This is a genomic window from Candidatus Beckwithbacteria bacterium, from assembly GCA_012797845.1.
Classification (GTDB): Bacteria; Patescibacteriota; Microgenomatia; order UBA1400; family UBA1449; genus JAAZOH01.
This window is the reverse complement of record JAAZOH010000040.1, coordinates 112,532-130,208: the sequence shown is the minus strand read 5'-3', so window position 1 is coordinate 130,208 and position 17,677 is coordinate 112,532. Positions and strand designations below refer to the sequence as shown.

At 37.0% G+C, this 17,677-nt stretch carries 18 protein-coding genes and 1 other RNA gene; 13 read left to right on the top strand and 6 right to left on the bottom strand.

Annotation, left to right across the window (positions count from 1 at the left end; all coding sequences use genetic code 11):
* Positions 1-447, top strand: a complete 447-nt coding sequence (locus GYA49_05730) for a hypothetical protein (protein ID NMC36515.1) — start codon at positions 1-3, stop codon at positions 445-447.
* Here the strand turns inward: GYA49_05730 and GYA49_05725 are convergent.
* Together GYA49_05725 and GYA49_05720 are read right to left on the bottom strand one after the other, a co-directional pair.
* On the bottom strand, positions 440-1,975 hold the full coding sequence (locus GYA49_05725; protein NMC36514.1) for a YifB family Mg chelatase-like AAA ATPase: 1,536 nt from the start codon (positions 1,973-1,975) through the stop codon (positions 440-442). The two genes, GYA49_05730 and GYA49_05725, sit on opposite strands and share 8 nt — an antisense overlap.
* Before the next feature lie 32 nt (positions 1,976-2,007).
* On the bottom strand, positions 2,008-3,840 hold the full coding sequence (locus GYA49_05720) for a DUF2723 domain-containing protein (GenBank protein NMC36513.1): 1,833 nt from the start codon (positions 3,838-3,840) through the stop codon (positions 2,008-2,010).
* A 39-nt stretch (positions 3,841-3,879) separates the two neighbouring features.
* Between GYA49_05720 and GYA49_05715 the strand changes: the two genes are divergently transcribed.
* Entirely contained in the window at positions 3,880-4,182 is a 303-nt protein-coding gene (locus GYA49_05715) for a hypothetical protein (protein ID NMC36512.1), read from the top strand.
* Here the strand turns inward: GYA49_05715 and GYA49_05710 are convergent.
* Positions 4,141-4,935, bottom strand: coding sequence for an undecaprenyl-diphosphate phosphatase (locus GYA49_05710; protein NMC36511.1), 795 nt, complete (start codon positions 4,933-4,935; stop codon positions 4,141-4,143). The genes GYA49_05715 and GYA49_05710 overlap by 42 nt on opposite strands.
* A 64-nt stretch (positions 4,936-4,999) precedes the next feature.
* Positions 5,000-5,698 carry a hypothetical protein gene (locus tag GYA49_05705; protein NMC36510.1) on the bottom strand — a complete coding sequence of 233 codons (699 nt, stop codon included), beginning with the start codon at positions 5,696-5,698 and terminating at the stop codon, positions 5,000-5,002.
* An 87-nt stretch (positions 5,699-5,785) separates the two neighbouring features.
* Here GYA49_05705 and rnpB point away from each other — a divergent pair.
* Both rnpB and GYA49_05695 read left to right on the top strand, forming a co-directional pair.
* Positions 5,786-6,160: RNase P RNA component class A (gene rnpB / locus GYA49_05700), an RNA gene on the top strand.
* A 52-nt stretch (positions 6,161-6,212) separates the two neighbouring features.
* Positions 6,213-7,145, top strand: a complete 933-nt coding sequence (locus GYA49_05695) for an alpha/beta hydrolase (GenBank protein NMC36509.1) — start codon at positions 6,213-6,215, stop codon at positions 7,143-7,145.
* Positions 7,146-7,147: 2 nt separating this feature from the next.
* Here the strand turns inward: GYA49_05695 and GYA49_05690 are convergent, their stop codons facing one another.
* Positions 7,148-7,726: a prohibitin family protein gene (locus GYA49_05690; protein ID NMC36508.1), complete on the bottom strand. Its 579-nt coding sequence runs from the start codon at positions 7,724-7,726 to the stop codon at positions 7,148-7,150.
* Between the two features lie 231 nt (positions 7,727-7,957).
* Between GYA49_05690 and GYA49_05685 the strand changes: the two genes are divergently transcribed.
* Entirely contained in the window at positions 7,958-8,671 is a 714-nt protein-coding gene (locus GYA49_05685; GenBank protein ID NMC36507.1) for a cytidylate kinase-like family protein, read from the top strand.
* Here the strand turns inward: GYA49_05685 and sppA are convergent.
* Complete coding sequence (gene sppA / locus GYA49_05680) at positions 8,652-9,662, bottom strand: signal peptide peptidase SppA (protein NMC36506.1); 1,011 nt, start codon at positions 9,660-9,662, stop codon at positions 8,652-8,654. The genes GYA49_05685 and sppA overlap by 20 nt on opposite strands.
* A 213-nt stretch (positions 9,663-9,875) precedes the next feature.
* Here sppA and GYA49_05675 point away from each other — a divergent pair, with 213 nt between their 5' ends.
* The 8 genes from GYA49_05675 (at position 9,876) to GYA49_05640 (ending at position 17,673) form a co-directional block, all read left to right on the top strand.
* Positions 9,876-11,597: a DUF4012 domain-containing protein gene (locus GYA49_05675; GenBank protein ID NMC36505.1), complete on the top strand. Its 1,722-nt coding sequence runs from the start codon at positions 9,876-9,878 to the stop codon at positions 11,595-11,597.
* Between the two features lie 264 nt (positions 11,598-11,861).
* On the top strand, positions 11,862-13,004 hold the full coding sequence (locus tag GYA49_05670) for a polymer-forming cytoskeletal protein (protein ID NMC36504.1): 1,143 nt from the start codon (positions 11,862-11,864) through the stop codon (positions 13,002-13,004).
* Positions 13,001-14,224, top strand: a complete 1,224-nt coding sequence (locus tag GYA49_05665) for a hypothetical protein (protein ID NMC36503.1) — start codon at positions 13,001-13,003, stop codon at positions 14,222-14,224. Before GYA49_05670 ends, GYA49_05665 begins: the two co-directional genes overlap by 4 nt.
* 4 nt (positions 14,225-14,228) lie before the next feature.
* Positions 14,229-14,675, top strand: coding sequence for a hypothetical protein (locus GYA49_05660; GenBank protein NMC36502.1), 447 nt, complete (start codon positions 14,229-14,231; stop codon positions 14,673-14,675).
* Between the two features lie 5 nt (positions 14,676-14,680).
* Entirely contained in the window at positions 14,681-15,121 is a 441-nt protein-coding gene (locus GYA49_05655; protein NMC36501.1) for a hypothetical protein, read from the top strand.
* A 34-nt stretch (positions 15,122-15,155) separates the two neighbouring features.
* Entirely contained in the window at positions 15,156-16,241 is a 1,086-nt protein-coding gene (locus GYA49_05650) for a peptide chain release factor 2 (protein ID NMC36500.1), read from the top strand.
* A 98-nt stretch (positions 16,242-16,339) separates the two neighbouring features.
* Complete coding sequence (locus tag GYA49_05645) at positions 16,340-16,930, top strand: hypothetical protein (protein ID NMC36499.1); 591 nt, start codon at positions 16,340-16,342, stop codon at positions 16,928-16,930.
* A gap of 44 nt (positions 16,931-16,974) precedes the next feature.
* Positions 16,975-17,673: an ATP-binding cassette domain-containing protein gene (locus GYA49_05640; protein NMC36498.1), complete on the top strand. Its 699-nt coding sequence runs from the start codon at positions 16,975-16,977 to the stop codon at positions 17,671-17,673.
* Positions 17,674-17,677 lie beyond the last annotated feature (4 nt).

Genomic DNA, 17,677 nt, shown 5'->3' with positions numbered 1-17,677 from the left:
ATGATTAATATTGAAAGCATTCCAGGCATTGAAAGAGAAAAAGGTTGGCGTACTACACGCTTTTTAAAAGGTAATTGGATTGACTTAGATAGTGCAAGCACAGCTATTGGTGTTTATTGTCTACCAGTTGTAAGAAGCTATACTTTATGGGCTTGTCATGAATTAGGTTTTAAGCTTTTTTCAGATGGTACTGTATCGGTTTTATTAAGAACTATTCAATTGCCATCTGAATCTGATTGGCAGCAAGTGGGCAGACCAGAAGAAAGAATTACTGAGATCTTAAGCAGAGGACATACTAGAGAAGGGAAGTATGGAATAGAGATAGCAGCTAATGGAAGAACTGTTTCATGGTTTAGTTTTGAGAGAGATCAAGGCTTTACTGATCCAGTAGTACAACAAATAATTTGGGGAAACCCAAAACACGTTTTTGAGGCAACGGTTAGTTGAAAGAATTTTCCTTTGGCCGGTATTGTAAAGCCTCAGCCACATGCTCAGGTAAAATTTGTTCAGCTTCCGCTAAATCAGCAATGGTCTGGGCAACTTTAATAATTTTAAAATAAGATCTGGCAGACAAAGCTAAATTTTGGACGGCTTGAGCTAGCAAATTTTTACATTCCTGGTTAAGCTCACATAACAGTTTAACTTGCTTAGTAGACATATCAGCATTGCAATAAAGGTTAGTTTTAAGCTTAGCAAAGCGGTCAAGCTGTTTTTCTCTGGCTTTATTGACTCGTTCCCGCACTGGTTTACTAGCTTCAGCCTGATATGATTCACCCAGCTTTTCCACCTCAACTTCGGGCACAGTTAAATGCAAATCAATTCTGTCCATAATTGGGCCCGAGATCCGTTGTCGATATCTCTCAACCATGCCAGGTAAACAAGTACAATGCTTAGTTTTAGAGCCTAAATAACCACAAGGACAAGGGTTGGCTGCAGCTACCAGTAAAAATTGCGCTGGAAACTGCAAAGTTCCCGAAGCTCTAGAAACAGTCACAATGCCATCTTCCATGGGCTGTCTCAAACATTCTAAAACTGATCTGGGAAATTCCAAAAATTCATCCAGAAACAATACCCCGCGGTGAGCCAGAGAAATTTCACCTGGAGCTGGATGAGCGCCACCGCCAATTAGTCCTACCATCGAAGTAGTATGATGAGGGGAACGGAAAGGCCGAATAGTAATTGCGGATTGCTGCGCCGATAACTTGCCAGCTATGGAATAAATTTTAGTGACTTCAAGCATTTCATCTTCAGTCATATTAGGTAAAATTGAAGGCAAAGTTCGGGATAACATGGTTTTACCAGCGCCAGGTGGGCCGATCAGAAAAACATTGTGATTGCCGGCAGCAGCAATTTCTATAGCCCTTTTAGCTTGTTCCTGACCTTTAATATCAGCCATATCAAATTGCGATAGGAGTTTATGTTGCCTAGCTTTTACTTTTTGATGAGGAAGAGGCTCAATCAATTTTTCTTGATTGAGATGGTTAATTAGTTCAACCAAAGTTTTAACCGGATAAATGTGCAAATTGCTAATCATGGCGGCTTCTTTAGCGTTTTCCCCTGGTAAAAAAACTTGGGTTAAGTTTTCCTGTTTGGCCAAAAGTGCTAAAGGTAAAGCGCCATTGGTGTGACGCAACGAGCCATCAAGTGATAGTTCCCCAAAAACCAAACTATCTTTAGGTAATTCTTTGATTTGGCCATCAGCCAGTAAAATTCCTAAGGCAATTGGCAGATCATAAGCCGGGCCTTCTTTGGGTAAATCAGCCGGAGATAAATTGACCGTAATTTTTTTGTTGGGAAATTTGCAGCCAGAATTTTTAATAGCCGAGCGGACCCGTTCACAAGCTTCTTTGACCGCTTTGCCTGGCAAACCAACAATAATAAAACCCGGAAAACCTTGATCAGGAATATCAATTTCCACTTCAACTAAAACCGAGTCTAAGCCGACAGTAGCACCGGAAAAAACCCTAGATAACATAATACTAGTATCTAGGATTTGGAAACTTGAAGCTAGTAGTTTTTTATTTTTTCTATTAAATTAACCACTTCTTTTTGATTAGAGTATAAATTATTAGCTAACTCAGCTTCTTGCAGCGCCCAGTCTTTATGTCCAGCTCGGGCATACAAAGTTGCATTAGTGGCGTGTTGCTGCATGAGCATGGCTTTGAAACTTAGTTCAAATTGGTTTCTAGGATCAGTTGGCTTTACCGCTAAAACCTGATCAATTTTATAGCTAAACGGTTTAAGTTGTGCTTGAGTTCTAGTGACTTTAAGTAAGTATCCATTGGGACTTAAAGCATAATTTTTCCCGTCAAGCCCTAGTGTTTCTAAGTAATAAGGTGTAAGTTCAGCTAGATAGACAGCCCGATTATTTTTTAAACTCCAATCAATCATATTGCCAATACGTTGCTCATCGACCAAGCTATCAAACCGAGCTAGCTCAGGAAAATACTTTTGACGAAATTGATGACCCAAATTTGGCTGTGCAGAAATAATTATTTTATCAAGATGTTTATTATGAATTGTTTGTTCATATAAAAACGAAAAACAGGAAATATCTGAAAAGCAAAAGATAGTGCTGTTTGGTTGGGCGTTTTGTAAAGTTTGTTGAGCGTATGCTTGGGCAAAATTATAATTGCTTAAATCAACGGCGTGATAGTTGGAAATCAGCAAATACAAAGGAAAAAGTAAGAAAACAAAAACAAGCTGTTTAACTTTGACCCAAATAGTTAGCTGGTAAAAAGCCAAACTTAATAAGAGAGATAAAAATACAAAGCCTAAAAGGTACATTCTCTCTGTGACTCCAGTAATCATATGAACATAGGCTGGGGGCAAACTAGAGCTTGGAAAGGTTAAGTAAAAAGCTAAAATCGGACCAGTACAGACAATTAGAGTAATTAATCCCCAAAAAACTCTTCTAGACAAATGTTTATAAGCACCAAATATTCCTAATAAAAATAGCATTACCCCAAGCCAGGTAAAATTTTGAGGTAAAGTAGTTGCTAGATATCTTATCAAAGCAGTTATATTTTCTGGTAAGTAAAGCGTTGTAAGATAAGCGTTGCTAGCATCACTCTGAACATGATCAGCTGAGCTAATAAATCTCCATAAACCATTTAGGTTTTTTTGAAAAGCCCAAGTTATCGGTGAATTTTGATTAAAAAGCAGAAGCAAGATAGTAGCGAAAATAAAAGTAGATATTGTAGTAATACTTAATTGAAAACCAAGAATAAAAGATTTTCTGATTTTAAACCATAGTAAAACAAGCAATCCTGGAATTACTAAAATAAAAGTTGGATGTTGAGCCAAGCCTGAGCCCAGCAGTATTCCCAAAAGCAAGTATTGTTTTAAATTTGTTTTTTTTTGCTCATATATTTGCAAAGCCAAATAGAAAGAACTTATCGCTAAAAAATTATTGATCGGATAAACTTCTAGCGTATTGCTGTAGAGCCAAAAAAGGTAAGAACATCCCAGGCTAAGAGCTGTAGTGAGACTAATAATTTCAATTAAAAAATAGCCTCTCTTTTTCTTGGTGAGAACAAAATTTAGGATTTTAGTTGAGGTTGCATATACAAAAACCAAAGTTAAGCTGTGAAATAAAGCAGAAACCAGATTAGCTTTAAAAGCAATAGTAGTGGCTGGAATGGGTAGATGAGAAAACAGATAGACAATAACTGTTTGTAATGGCATGCCTGGGGGATGAAGTGCAGAAGAGCTAAAACCAGCAGCAATAACTTCATTGCTATCACCAAACGCAGTTGGATAAAAAGAAAGAGTGGTCAGGCAAAGTGAAAAATAAAAGATAAAAAGTAAAAAAGGAAAATATTTGCTTAAATTTTGCATAGATAAGATATACTAGCATGTATTATTTAAGTAAAAAATATGACTGAAAAATGGTCTCCGTGTCGGCCTGATGAAACTCATTGGTGTGTGGCTTGTTGTACAAATCATGGTGGTTGCCCTAGGCTTGTTACATTTACAGATGGGAAAATGGGATGTGAAGATTACTACATAGTTAGACATGTTTGTCATGATGCAGACTGTACTACCTTCTACACTTTTTCAATTCAGGAAATTATGGAGAAAATTAAAAAATTGCCTTCTGGAAAATTTGATATGTGGGATGTTTTAATTGAGTTAGCTTCAGAATATAGAGAAAAACATAGTTATCATTCCCAATGTTAGGCAGTAAAAACCAAACCACGATAGTTTAAGCTGTGAAACCAATTTTTTAAAAATAAGCAGCGAAACCATTCCAGTTATAAAAGCGGCTGTAAAACCAATGACATAACTAGGTATTTGATCACTGCTAATACTGGTAATTTTATCTAGGTCTAAGGTCACCGCGCCAACAATAGCCGGAATAGCCAGAAGAAAAGAAAAAGTAAACGCTTCCTCTCTTTTAATTCCCTGTAAAAGACCAGTGGAAACAGTTGAGCCGGAGCGGGATATACCAGGTAAAATAGCAATGGCCTGAGCTAAACCAATGATCACAGCTCTTTTGATAGTTATAGTTTTATCTTGATTTTTTTGCGTCAAAAACTGGCTACTTAGTAAAAAAGCCGAGCTTATTAGAAAGCCAATCCCAATAAACAGTTTAGTGGTAAAAAATGTTTCAATACTTGATTTGATTAATAAACCAAGGATGGTAGCTGGTAAAGTTCCAATAATGACAAGATAAGAAATTTTAGGAAAAAGATGCCAATCTTTTTTACTAACGCTTTGCCAAAATTGACTGGCAATTTCTTGCAAGGTTTTTTTAAAAAACCAAAGAATGGCTAATAACGTTCCCAGATGAAGTAAGATATCAAACGTAATAGGTGGGTTTTTAAAGCCAAGCCAGGATTGCAGCAAAGCTAAATGACCAGATGAGGAAACTGGCAAGAACTCAGTGAAACCCTGGACAATTCCCAAAAATAACGCAGTTAAAATTTGCATATGTCTTTTTACAACAAAAAACACTACCTCGCAAAATACAGGTAATAATTATACTGTGTATTTCTTATTTTTTCTTTTTTATATCTCGTTCTAGTTTTTTATACCAATCAGTCAAAATTTGAGAAACTAGATCTTTAGCGCCTAGGCCAATTGCTAATCCAAAGCCAAGAGCCATCATTGAAACAAAACCAATAAAGAGTGTATTGATAAGTTCTTTAGCAATACCTAGTTCATTGATAGCAGCTAAGGCTGCAAAAATCATCATGATGTAGCTGGCAATTTTTCCTAAAAGCCGACCGACATGAACATCAAGCTGAGCAACTGAGCCTTTAACGAGTTTTTCAATAACTCCAGCTAACAACATTCCAATAGCTAAGATGAAAACTGCTGAAATAATATTTGGGATATAAGCCAAAATATTATTTAAGACCTCGGATACGGTTGGTAAACCTAGAATATTGACTGAAGCTACTACAAAAATAAGTAGAACTAGCCATTTTAAAATAGTTCCAATAATTTCTTCTACCTTGCTCTTAACTTCAGCTTTGGCCAGAAAATTTTCAACCCCTAGCTGTTTAAGTAAGGAAGTGAGATTAATGGCATGCAAGACTCTTACCGTTAACTTTTTGGTCCAATTGGCTAAAATTAAACCAATAGCAAAAACTAAGATTGCCCCAAATAGTCTGGGTAAAAATTCATAAACAATAGCAAATACATTGGTTGAAGAAGCGACAAGCGCTTCTTGAAAGGTTATGGTTGACATGTAGAATCACCTCCTTTTAGTTACTTTTCTTAAATTGTGGGCAATAACAGGGGTAATGTCAAGCCTGATTTGGTATAATATAGAGGCTTTGAAGGTCGGACTGTGGCTCAATTTTCTTTTTATAAAAGTAAAATTGAGAGGAAAGTCCAGGCAGCAGAAAACACGGTGGCGTATGTAAATGCGCTCCCCCCGTCAAAAATTGCATATTTAGGCGGGGGGCAAGTCAGAGCAACAGTGACGAATTTCTCTCCGCCTTGGTGGAGTGAGAAAGTGAAACGCTGACTAATAGTCAGACGTTCTAGGTTTGAAAACCTGGAACTGTGGCAATCCTCCCGGCTGCAATCTTCGACTGATTCGTTTAGGATGTTTTCCCGATCCCGCTTTGGTGGGACGAATCAAAGTTAGAGAGCTTAGAGAAATCACAGTCGATAACAGAACCTGGCTTATAGATCTTTGAAGCAAATTAGTAACTATTAGCTGGTAAATTACTTCAATAAAATTGAACCATTATTTTATGGTTGAAAAAGGTCCTATCTCAGAAAAAATCCATATACTTCATTTTGACTCAGAAATTAGACTGAATATACAAGAAGTCCTTCCTTCGGTTGAGATTGGTAATTCTGAGAAATCGGTAGTGTTTTTTCCAGGATGGGGAATAGAGATTGATGAGGAATTACCTTCTTCGTATAAAGAATTGTTGCAAAATATAGCAGATAAATTTGGCTGTCCGGTTGTAATTGCTAAAACAACCTCTGAGAGAAGAAGTGATGGATATCATTTAAAACACCATTTAGAAGATGAGGCTCAGGTAGCAGCCGAGTATTTAGAAAAACAAGGTATTAAAAATCCAATTGTAATCGGTTATTCTAAAGGAGGAGGTTATGCTGCAGAATTTGCCATAGCACTGCAAAGATTACATAATCAACCAGAAGCACTTATTTTGTTAGCTCCAATAGGAATTTCAGAACAACATCCAATCAAGTTAGCGTTCAATTTTGGTTTAGATACATTAGTGGAAACAATTCCTGATCTAATACGAGAAAGACATAAAAGAATTAACCCTAAAGGAGAAAAAGATTGGCATGGTAAGGTTCTTCAGTCTTTGTGTGCGGCTTGGGATATTGCTAAAGGTTTATCTAAACAGATTGAGCGGGACGGTTTTGGATATCCAGAACACCTTAGGCAAGAAGTAATAGCCATGTCAAAACTAAATTCGAAATTGGCTGAAATACAATCTCAAGTTATTGTGATATTGGGTGCTAAAGATAGACCTCTTGGTCTTAAAGGCACAAAAGCAGATGTTTTATCTTTGTTTCCTGAATCTAGTAAAGTAACTGTCTTAATAGCTGAGAGAGCTGGTCATCATGCCTTTGCTTTGTTGCGGTCATCACAAATTGTTAGTATCGTTCAAGGATTAATTAACAGAGAAGAAAAAGGAAAACAATAAAATTATTTTGAGTCCTTTTTATGAGCAGATTTGCGAGCAACTTCAGAAAGTAAAAAGCCTTCGCAAACTAAACCTTTGTCAGCAAAACTTTTACTAACTTCTTCTTTAATTTTTTGCTCGACTTGATTGCGGTATGTTGAAAGTTGGTCAAATGTAATTTCAGAAATTACTGACAGAATTTTACTACTGGAAGTAGGACGAACAACTTTGGAAACAAAATTTTCACCAATATTTTCCCAAATTTCCGGGGCTGAACTCTTATCAATTTTAAATAAAATTGAGCCATCAATTCTAACCGTAACTCCATCTTTGGTTACCGCATTGATAGCCTTACTACCCAAAGCTTCTTTTTGCTCATCCTTAAACTCATCACTAATATGGTATTCCAGAATTTGAGCATTAAAAAGCTTAGCTACCTGCCAAAAAGGGATTTTAAGATGTAGTCCTGGTCCCCAGGTTTTATTTAAGACCCCATAACCTCGATCATAGACACAGGCAATATGACCAGGTGGAACAGAGATAAAAAAGCCACCCACTACTTCATCAACCAGAAATGAGACTACTAATTTGTCAAATTCCATATTAGCTCCATTATATTGACAAGAAAACACAAATTACAAGGAGGTATTATACCAGTTATAACACTGTATTCCTATAATATACGTATTTAATAATGCTTGTTTGGGGCCCAAAAATTGCTATATTGTCAACAATTTAGCTGTTTGCAGCTTGTCTTATAAAAAACATAAGGAGATGAGCTGACCTTACTAGAGTAACTTACTTATTTTAGGCTCAGTTTATCTTGACTTTCTATGATGAATTATGAGCCTTTGATTTCTCAAAATCTTAGTTATCAACGAGTTTTGCAATCACTTCAGCAACAAACATTTAAAAACAAGATTTATCCTACAATTACTATCTCCCGTGATCCTGGTAGTGGTGGCCGAGAAATAGCTAAGCTAGTTGCACAAGAACTTGGAGTCAAACTTTATGATAAAAAACAACTGACAAAATTGGTGGCTGTTAAAACCGGGGTTGATCCTAAGATTTTAAAAAAATTAATGGATGAGCAAATTCAGCCACCTATGGAATCAATTATTGAAACGTTTTTGGGTCTTAAACGTGTTTCGGATCAAACCTTTATTAAAAATTTGGTTTCAGTAGTAATTGAAATTGCCAGTAAACGACCGGCTGTAATTTTGGGCTCAGGAATCAATTTTGTCTTGCCATATATGAGCAATTTCCGAGTGAGAATAACGGCTCCACGTAAGGTTTTAATTACATGTGCCAAAAAATATGAAAATAAAACAACCAGGCAAGCTCGGGAAACCATAGATAAATATATGCGTATCAGACATGACTTTGTTTACAAATTTTTCAGTAAAAATATTGCCAAAGCCCATTATTATGATTTAGTCGTCAATACAAATTATTTTTCAGTTGAAGATGCGGCTGCAATTATTGTCAAAGGTTTTAGAAGAAAAGTGATGCGAACTAAAAAACTAGTTAAAATTTCTGGGAAATAGTAGGTGAAAGGATCAAAAAAGATCTGAGGGAAAGTTGTGGTAAAAAGCTGGTTTTGACTTGGCCAAACAGCTCTTGCAAAAAAGAACCACTTTGGTACTCCACGACTTGAAAGCGGTCTAGACCAGCTAGGGTTTTAGCTTGATAAACCGCTTCATCCAAATTACCCAAACTATCAACCAGTTTAAGGTCTTTAGCTTGTTTGCCTGTGTAGACTTGGCCGGTAGCTAGATTTCTGATTTCAGCTTCGGGTAGATTTCTGCCCTCGGCAACTCGGCTAATAAATAAATCAAAGGTATTTTCATTGAGTGTATTGATGATAGCTTGTTCTTCTTCGGTAATTGGTCTGGAATCACTGAGCATATCTTTGTACTCCCCTTGTTTAAATGTTTCTTTAGCGATGCCAATTTTTTCATATAAACCCTGCAAGTTATAGCTTTCCAAAATTACTCCAATCGAACCAGTTAGTGTGGCTGGATTAGCTACAATAAAGTCAGCTGATGAAGCAATATAGTATCCACCAGAAGCTGCCAAATCACCGAGCAGAAAAACAACCGGAATTTTAGTTTGACGCTTAAAATTGACAACTTCTTCAAAAATCCGATCAGAAGCAACCGGCGAACCGCCTGGCGAATTGAGATCAAAAATCACTGCTTTAGTCATTGGATCGGCTTGAGCTTGCAAAAGGGCATTACGGACTTTGGTTGGAGAAATAATTTCAGAACCAGCAGATAGTAAATCAGTAGCATTATCTGACAAAATTAAACCAGAAAGAGGAATGACTGCAATTTTAGCCTCACCGCCTTCATTACGAACCACTTGTTCTTTAAAATAGCCTAAGCCGGTTTGACTCTGAGGTATTACAGCTGTAATAAGTATGAATAGCAAGAAAAAGATTAAACCTAAAACAATCACATTCAGCAATAAGCTGCGAATGAGTTTTAGGAGTGTCTTGCCTATATCTTTTAGAAATGAAATGATAACAGTAGCCATAATAACTAGACTTATTGCAAAATAAGCAAACGCACACTAACTTGTCTTTTTGTCAATTTTCTTTGTCACTTAACACCTCAAGTACATTAAGTACTATCGGTTTAATTTCCTAGAAAATTGAACAAAAATTCTTCGTTTTTGTAACATTTTTTATTTTGCAATGAGCCTAATCTATTTTGAATGATATCATAAAAACACATTCTTGGTAGCGCTATGTCCAGAAAAAAAGTATTCTTTATAGGTTTTATTTCGATAGTAGGTGTAGTAGCTCTTTATGTATTGACAGTTGTAGTTTTGGGTATTTGGTTTTTAAAAAATCTGGAAAATGGTTCTCTGGATAAAGCTGCCAATCAGGCAAAAATATTACAAATAGCTACAGTTTGGACCCAAAAAACTCCCATTGGTTTTGCTCCATTTACGACAATATATCAAATTAGCAACATAAGCTTGGAGCTTAAAAAAGTAAAAGACAGTAGTGAAACTTTTTTTAGCAATGTGTTAGATAATCCTGAAGCTCAAAATGAAACAGCTTGGCGAGCATTATCCCAAGCTACTACAACTCTCCTAAATAAGTTTGAAGAAATGCAGCATATACTAACTGATCCCACTATTCGTTTCTTGGCTTCAATAACTGGAAAAGAAAAAAACCTCAACGCATTAACTCAAAAATTGACCGAATTAGAAACTTACCAAGGAACAATCCAAAGTTTTATGCAAATTGCGCCGCAATTTTTAGGGTTTTGGGAGCCTAAAAAATATACTGTTTTACTGCAAAATAATCGGGAAATTAGGCCAACGGGCGGTTTTATCGGATCTTATGGCCAGTTAACGTTTCAAAAAGCCAGACTTACTAATTACTTAGTTCAAGATATTTATGTGCCTGATGGGGCGATTGCCGGGCATGTGAATCCGCCAGAACCGATTCAGGAAGCTTTTGGTCAGGGGTGGTGGCGATTACGAGATAGTAACTGGGATCCTAATTTTGCTAAAGCCAGCGAAACCATGACCTGGTTTTTTGAAAAAGGAGGGGTTGATCCTGGTGACGGCATTATTGGCTTAAATCTAGAAGTTTTGGAAGATGTTGTAGATATCTTGGGCCCAATTAAGGTTGCTGATTATGGCCAAGAAATTACCGGCGACAATATCTATAGTATTGCCCAATATGAAGCTGAACGTGATTTTTTCCCTGGCTCAACCCAAAAAAAAGATTTTTTGCAAGCTCTATCTAAGCAGTTATTTTTTGCAGCCTCACATGCAAGTGCTGATCAACTAGTACAGATTTTAGATGTCATAGCTAAACATTTAAAACAAAAAAATATCCAATTTTATTTTAAAGATCAAACCCTTCAAGCTTGGGCTCGAGCTCAGGGTTGGTCTGGTGAATTAAAGCTACCAAAAGATGATAGGGTGAGCTCAGACTACCTCTTTTTTGTGGAGGCTAATTTAGGGGCTAATAAAGCCAATTGTTGCATTATGCGGGGAGCTACACAAATTGTGACTCAGCAAGAAAAAGCTTATCAGGTTTCAGTTGACTATCTTGTTGAAAATCACAGTATTGCGGCTAATCCTCAGCCTCCTAAATTTTGGGGCGGAAACTATAAAAATTACCTTAGAATTTTACTGCCTGCTCAAGCTAAATTACCTCAAGTCCAAGTTGATGGTCAGGCAATTGCCGCCGCCGATTTGAGTCGAAAAGTTAGAATTGATGAGGGGTTGCAGGAATTGGGATTTTTTGTGCCCGTTTCTTTTCAGCAGCAAAGCACTGTTTCTTTGTCATATGTTTTACCTAAAAATCAAAACTATCCATATCAGCTTACGGTAGTAAAACAGTCAGGAATTCCAGGCTTTTGGTACAGCGTTGAATTGATTGAAAATGGTAAAACTATGCAGGCAAAACGTTGGCTTGATCAGGATCAAGTTTTTACCTTCAACTAAATCTAGACTGAAATGCTGGAGTCGATTACTATAAATATAACTAATTTTTTAGAATAAATATTTTAATAGCCTATTTTCTTTGACAGCAAAGGAAATAGGCAAAAAGAAACTGCCACTTTATAAAACGGTCTTCAGGAATCTGTTTTGTTTATTTATGTCTTCTAAGCTTCCCTCAGAGGAATGCAGAAGACACTTTATTAAGGAATTCACAAAACAGCTTCTTGATAGCTGCGTTTTAAAAAAGTGGACAAAAAAGATTTATATATGATAAAAATTTCCCAAATTATTATTGCTATTGTATTACTTTTATTGCCATCTCCAGTTGCGGCTCAAAATGTGGCTGCTCAAATGGAGACAACTCAAGAAAATACTCATGAAGGAATTTTTCTCGAAGGAGCCAAGTCAGTTCATGTTATTGGTAAAACCATTACTGATGATGCTTATTTAGGAGGGGGCGATGTGTATATAGATAGCGTTGTACAAGGAGATCTTCTTGTGGCTGGTGGTAAAGTTGAAATTCAAGGTGTAGTTGAACAAGATGTGCGGGTTTTGGGAGGAACTGTTTCTATTAATGGTGAAGTTTTAGGTAATGTGACCGCTCTTGGTGGCCAAATCAGAATTGGTTCAAATGCCCATTTACATCGGTCTTTAGTGGTTGCAGCCGGACAAACTGAAATTTTTGGTCAAATCGATGGCAAAGTAGTGGTAGCAGCTGGTTCAGTTTTGGCTGATAGTCTTGGTCAAGATAATTGGGATATTACTGCTCAAACTATTACAGTTGAGCCTGATTTTTCAGCTAAAAGCTTGACCTATCGCTCACCCAATAAAGCTACTATTGCTCCACAAGCTAGTATTTCCGGAGAAATTCGCTACATTCCAGACCAACTATATCGTTATAAATTTAATCCAGTTCGAGTTCATAATGTTGGTAGGATAATAAATCAGGTTTTTATGGTTGGCAGAGCTATTGAGGCAATGTTTGCATTGGTTTTAGGATTAATTCTTCTAAAAATCTTTCCTAAACAGTTTGGTGATATGTTGAGCACTTTAGAGCTTAATTACGTACACCTTTTTGGTAAAGGATTGCTAATTCTCATTGTAATTCCGTTGCTGATTGCATTGCTGGTAATTACTATTTTAGGAATTCCATTTGCGATTATTACCGCTTTGCTTTATTGGGTATTACTATTTTTGGCAAAAATTCTTGGCAGCTTATTGGTTGGTCGTTTTTTGCTCCAAAGTTTAGGTCTTGGTGAACGCCGAGGTTGGGCACTCATAACTGGCATAATAGTTTATTTACTATTAGGATTTATGCCAGTTATTGGCTTTTTATACCGAATTGCTATTTTATCAGCAGCAACTGGTATGATTTATTTATATTGGCGCAAAGATCATCCGAGTGTATGAGACAAAAAATCAAATTAAAACAATATATTTTTGGCATTGGTAGCGTACTTATTTTTGTTTTGGTTGTTATTGCTTTAAATCGTAAGGGCTATGTGCCAGAACGCAAGCAAGAACAAGAAGAACCCATTACCGAGCCAGTTTTGCATGAAGTAAGCCAGGTGACTATAGATGCCAGTGATATTGGCAACAGTATTATTTTTACCGATAACCAAAACCTATTTGCGCTTAGCCCAGATGCCAAAAGCAAAACAGTTCTTATTAAAGGTACAGAAATGTATTATCCAGGAATGCTAGCAGATGGTCGGATTTATTTTTGGCAAAAAAAGACTATTGGTCGTAGCTTTGTTTTTGATAAGCTCTATATCCAAAATGGTCAACATTTTGAAAAATATTATGTCCCTTTAGAAAAAAATGATGGTAGTTTTGGAGTTGAAACTCCTCCTGTTGTAGCTGCTAGTGGGGAATATATTCTTTTTACTTCCGATCGTGATGCTCGGGATAATTATCGTCGCCGGGCTTTATACCGTTATAGTTTGATTGATTTTAATTTAAAAAAACTGACCAGTAATTTGACAATGACGGTTTATGTGCCCTTTATTAGTCCGGATGCTAATTTTATTGGGTTTACATATCAAAATATTGAACCGAACAAAGGCAGTGAACCAACGGCTTTAGCGGTCATTGTCAACGGAGTAGAGAGCGTCAATTTATTTCCCAAGGTGGTGGTTAATGATGTGGCTATAGCTTTTTCACAAGATAACCAACATATTGTTTTTACTGGCCAGCAAGGGATGTCGGTATTTGATATTGGGACTGGGAAAATAAGTGATAGTTTAGATATGGGGATATTTAGAGGTATTAGCGCACATGATCAGATAGCCATAGAGGAAGAAGAAGGAATCCAAATTGATTTTATAAAAGATTGTTTTGCAGGTAGCGATACCCATAATGAAATTAAAAGCCATCAGCTCTATGTATATGCCCTTAAAAATGGCAAGCTAGAAAAAAATCAGAGTTTTAGTTCTCCGGCTTATTTGACTAGTTTTCCGATTGAATTTAATCAATATCTCTTTTCGGCTGATCAAAAATTTGCTTTAATTAAGTATCAGAATAAAACTCATTGCCAAGAAAGCACTGGCTTATGGCAGTTATCATCTCAAAAAATCCTACCACTTGATCAAGTAGGTAATAATTTTGCTTTTTGGTCAGGTGGAAAGTAAAACTATGAGTAAATATCAAATTGTTTTTATTATATTTTTAACCATAATTTTTACTGCGGTTGGGGGAATCTGGGTAAAAAGCCGAACCTCACAACAAGCCAATATATATCTTGCTGAAACATCTAAAGATCCATTTGGAACCAAAGTTTTAGAAGTCATATCTCTTGCTTCATCACAAAAAATTGGTGACATTACTATTCGTTATGCAAATAGCAATCAGTATATTGAGGCTGCAATTGATTTAGACCAGGTTCAAACTGATACCAGCTATCATCTCATTGGAATTATGGAGGATGGAGATGTTGACTTAGGTCAATTAAGTCAAGCTAATGGTAACCGTTTCTATGTAAATCAAACTATTGGCCAAGTTCCTTTTAAATCTTTTCGAATAGATTTGCAATTTGTTGACCAAAGTATTGCTCCCATGTCTATAGCTGAGGCTGTATACTAGCTTGTATGAAGCTTCCCAAAGTAGTTCAGTTTTTTTTCAAAAACATCCTATTATTTATTCTTGGAGGCATAGCTATTGGCCGCTTGTTTTTCCCTAGCCAACTTGAAGACATGGTGATTAATCCGGCTAGAAGAATGCCGGTTTTTGGACAGGTTTTAGGAACAACTTGGGATAAAGCCGGTAGCTTGGGACCAGCTATTACTCAAACCACGATTGATTTTGCCAATCAAGTCGAACAAGCCGACTTACCAATTTCTGAAACTATTACTGATTTAGCAAAAAGTGATGACCCATCACAAGCTGCTTCAGATGCAGTTGAGAAAAAAGTTAATGAAAAATTACAGGATGTAAAAGACCTACCAGCTGAGAAAGTAGAGGAGATCAAAAAAGAGCTACGGAAAGAAATGTACCAACAAATTTGTAAAGACTGGCTGGAGGAAGATTAAAGACGCGTAAGCAGGATGATGTTAAAATAGCTTCATGAGTGAATTATCAGATAAATTCCAAGATCTTAATCAAAAAGCCAATATTTTAATCGACAAGCTTGATTTGTCAGCTATGAAACTGGAGCTTGCAAAATTGGAAGCAGAAGCTAGTGCTCCTGATTTTTGGCAGGATTCCCAAGCTGCCCAACAAAAAATGCAAAACCTGGATCAGCTTAGGGAAGATATAGAGCAAATTGATTTAGTCAAAAAATTGCTTGTTGAAGGTTTAGAAAATCTGGAAATGGTGGGAGACGATCTTTCCCAAGATGATCAAAAACTGTTAGAAACAGATTTAGTCAAAGCTGAAACCATTCTCAAAAAGCTGGAAATCCAAACGTATTTTTCTGGAACATATGATAAAGGAGCTGCTTTTTTGTCGATTCATGCTGGCCAGGGAGGAACTGAAGCTTGTGATTGGGCAGCCATGCTCCAGCGCATGTATATGCGCTATTTTGAAAAAAAAGAATGGAAAGCTATCTTGATAGATCTGCGACCAGGTGAGGAAACCGGTATTAAAAGTGTCACCTATTTAATTGAAGCCAGATTTGCTTATGGCTACCTAAAACACGAGCAAGGAGTGCATCGACTAGTCCGCTTGTCCCCTTTTAATGCTGATAACTTGCGTCAAACTTCTTTTGCTGGCGTAGAGATACTGCCTATTATGGAAGAAACAACGCAGCTTGATATCAAGCCGGAAGATATTAGCTTTGAAGCTTTTCGGTCTGGCGGTCATGGTGGCCAAAATGTTAACAAAGTTTCTACCGCAGTTCGGCTTAAACATCTTCCGACTGGGATTACCGTGGAATGTCAGACTCAGCGAACCCAGACCCAAAACCGCAAAATAGCGATGCAACTTTTGCAAGCCAAGTTGTGGGATTTGGAGGAGCAACAACAACAACAACAAGTAGCAGCTGTTAAAGGTGAGCATAAAACGCATGGTTGGGGTAATCAAATCCGGTCTTATGTACTTCATCCGTATAAAATGGTTAAAGATTTACGGACCAGAGTTGAAACTTCTGATCCAGATGGTGTTTTGGATGGTAATCTGGATCAATTTATCCAAGCCGAAGTGAGTTTGTAGTAAAAGCTTTCTCAGAATGAAATTTAAGCTCTTCAGTTCTGTTACTGTGTTTATGAATTGTGATATAGTAAACTGGTAAAAAACATTTTCAAAAATCTATGCCAACTGCTCAACCTACACCAGTTACTAATCAAGCTCCAAGTACTTTGCCCAGAACTCAAACAACCCCGACTAATCAAGCAGTCAAGCCAGCTACTACTCCAATAGTTGCAGCAAATCCAGTTTTAAAACCACTTGATCCACAAGGAGCTTCGAAAGGAACAAATATGAAAAAACCGTTTCCCATTATTGTTTTAGTATTGGTGGTTTTACTATTAGGAGCAGGAACGGGTTATGGTCTGGCAGTTTTTACTGGAGGTAGTGTTGGTTCTAGTGGTTTAAGAAATGAGCCAGGTTTACAACGTGAAGTTAGTAAAGACGAAATTACAGTTGGAACTAAAGTTGGAGTAGCTGATGAACGAACTTTTAAAGATACAGCTGAAGGAACTTTGGAAAAAGGTGGGGTAGACGGTGAGGGTTCTCATCATCTAGTCCGGCCGGGAGGTGATTCCCAAACCATCTATATGACTTCCTCTGTTATTGATTTAGATCAATTTGTTGGTCGGACTGTCAAAGTTTGGGGAGAAACCTTTAGCGCTCAAAAAGCCGGATGGCTTATGGATGTGGGTAAATTAGAAGTAGTGAAATAGCTTCTTTTGTCATTCTGGACCCCGTTTGGAATGACCATATATGTATGGCATTTATTGTTTTTGATCAAGTCAGTCATAAATTTGGCGATGAAACATTGGCTTTAGATAACGTATCCTGCGAAATTGAACCAGGAGAGATGGTGTTTTTAGTAGGCCCCTCTGGTTCTGGTAAAACTACTTTTTTGCGGTTGCTACTAAGAGAACTTCGACCCACTCAGGGGAAAATCATGCTTGATAATATTGAAATTAGCAATAAAAAAGGGATTTGTGTACCCAAGCTTCGTCGCCAAATCGGCGCTTCTTTTCAAGATGTAAAACTGTTGATGGACCGGACTATTTTTGAAAATATTGCCATGGCTATGGAAATCGTGGGTAAAAAACCACAGGAAATTAAAGAAGCAGTTGAAGCAGTTTTGGATTTGGTTGATTTGACTGATAAAGCTGATAAATTTCCAGTTCAGTTATCTGGGGGAGAAATTCAGCGGATTGGGATTGCTCGAGCGGTGGTTGGAGATCCAGTTCTGATTTTTGCCGATGAACCAACGGCTAATTTGGACGATGAATCGGCCTGGAAAATTGCCTCACTTTTAAAAGAGATTAATCGGAGCGGTAAAACCGTGATTGTAGCTACACACAATTTAGACATGGTCAACTCTATGGGAGAACGGGTTATGATTCTTGATAAAGGTAAGTTAGCTGAAGATAAAAAAGCTAAAAAGTATAAACGCAAAAAGGATGCGTAACTAT

What these genes read in the sequence shown, in the direction of transcription:
- GYA49_05730 (NMC36515.1), top strand. Translation starts at nt 1, where the DNA reads ATGATTAATATTGAAAGCATTCCAGGCATTGAAAGAGAAAAAGGTTGG.
- GYA49_05685 (NMC36507.1), top strand. Translation starts at nt 7,958, where the DNA reads ATGATGAATTATGAGCCTTTGATTTCTCAAAATCTTAGTTATCAACGA.
- GYA49_05725 (NMC36514.1), bottom strand. Translation starts at nt 1,975, where the DNA reads ATGTTATCTAGGGTTTTTTCCGGTGCTACTGTCGGCTTAGACTCGGTT.
- GYA49_05660 (NMC36502.1), top strand. Translation starts at nt 14,229, where the DNA reads ATGAGTAAATATCAAATTGTTTTTATTATATTTTTAACCATAATTTTT.
- GYA49_05710 (NMC36511.1), bottom strand. Translation starts at nt 4,935, where the DNA reads ATGCAAATTTTAACTGCGTTATTTTTGGGAATTGTCCAGGGTTTCACT.
- GYA49_05655 (NMC36501.1), top strand. Translation starts at nt 14,681, where the DNA reads ATGAAGCTTCCCAAAGTAGTTCAGTTTTTTTTCAAAAACATCCTATTA.
- sppA (NMC36506.1), bottom strand. Translation starts at nt 9,662, where the DNA reads ATGGCTACTGTTATCATTTCATTTCTAAAAGATATAGGCAAGACACTC.
- GYA49_05675 (NMC36505.1), top strand. Translation starts at nt 9,876, where the DNA reads ATGTCCAGAAAAAAAGTATTCTTTATAGGTTTTATTTCGATAGTAGGT.
- GYA49_05665 (NMC36503.1), top strand. Translation starts at nt 13,001, where the DNA reads ATGAGACAAAAAATCAAATTAAAACAATATATTTTTGGCATTGGTAGC.
- GYA49_05695 (NMC36509.1), top strand. Translation starts at nt 6,213, where the DNA reads ATGGTTGAAAAAGGTCCTATCTCAGAAAAAATCCATATACTTCATTTT.
- GYA49_05720 (NMC36513.1), bottom strand. Translation starts at nt 3,840, where the DNA reads ATGCAAAATTTAAGCAAATATTTTCCTTTTTTACTTTTTATCTTTTAT.
- GYA49_05650 (NMC36500.1), top strand. Translation starts at nt 15,156, where the DNA reads ATGAGTGAATTATCAGATAAATTCCAAGATCTTAATCAAAAAGCCAAT.
- GYA49_05715 (NMC36512.1), top strand. Translation starts at nt 3,880, where the DNA reads ATGACTGAAAAATGGTCTCCGTGTCGGCCTGATGAAACTCATTGGTGT.
- GYA49_05670 (NMC36504.1), top strand. Translation starts at nt 11,862, where the DNA reads ATGATAAAAATTTCCCAAATTATTATTGCTATTGTATTACTTTTATTG.
- GYA49_05690 (NMC36508.1), bottom strand. Translation starts at nt 7,726, where the DNA reads ATGGAATTTGACAAATTAGTAGTCTCATTTCTGGTTGATGAAGTAGTG.
- GYA49_05640 (NMC36498.1), top strand. Translation starts at nt 16,975, where the DNA reads ATGGCATTTATTGTTTTTGATCAAGTCAGTCATAAATTTGGCGATGAA.
- GYA49_05705 (NMC36510.1), bottom strand. Translation starts at nt 5,698, where the DNA reads ATGTCAACCATAACCTTTCAAGAAGCGCTTGTCGCTTCTTCAACCAAT.
- GYA49_05645 (NMC36499.1), top strand. Translation starts at nt 16,340, where the DNA reads ATGCCAACTGCTCAACCTACACCAGTTACTAATCAAGCTCCAAGTACT.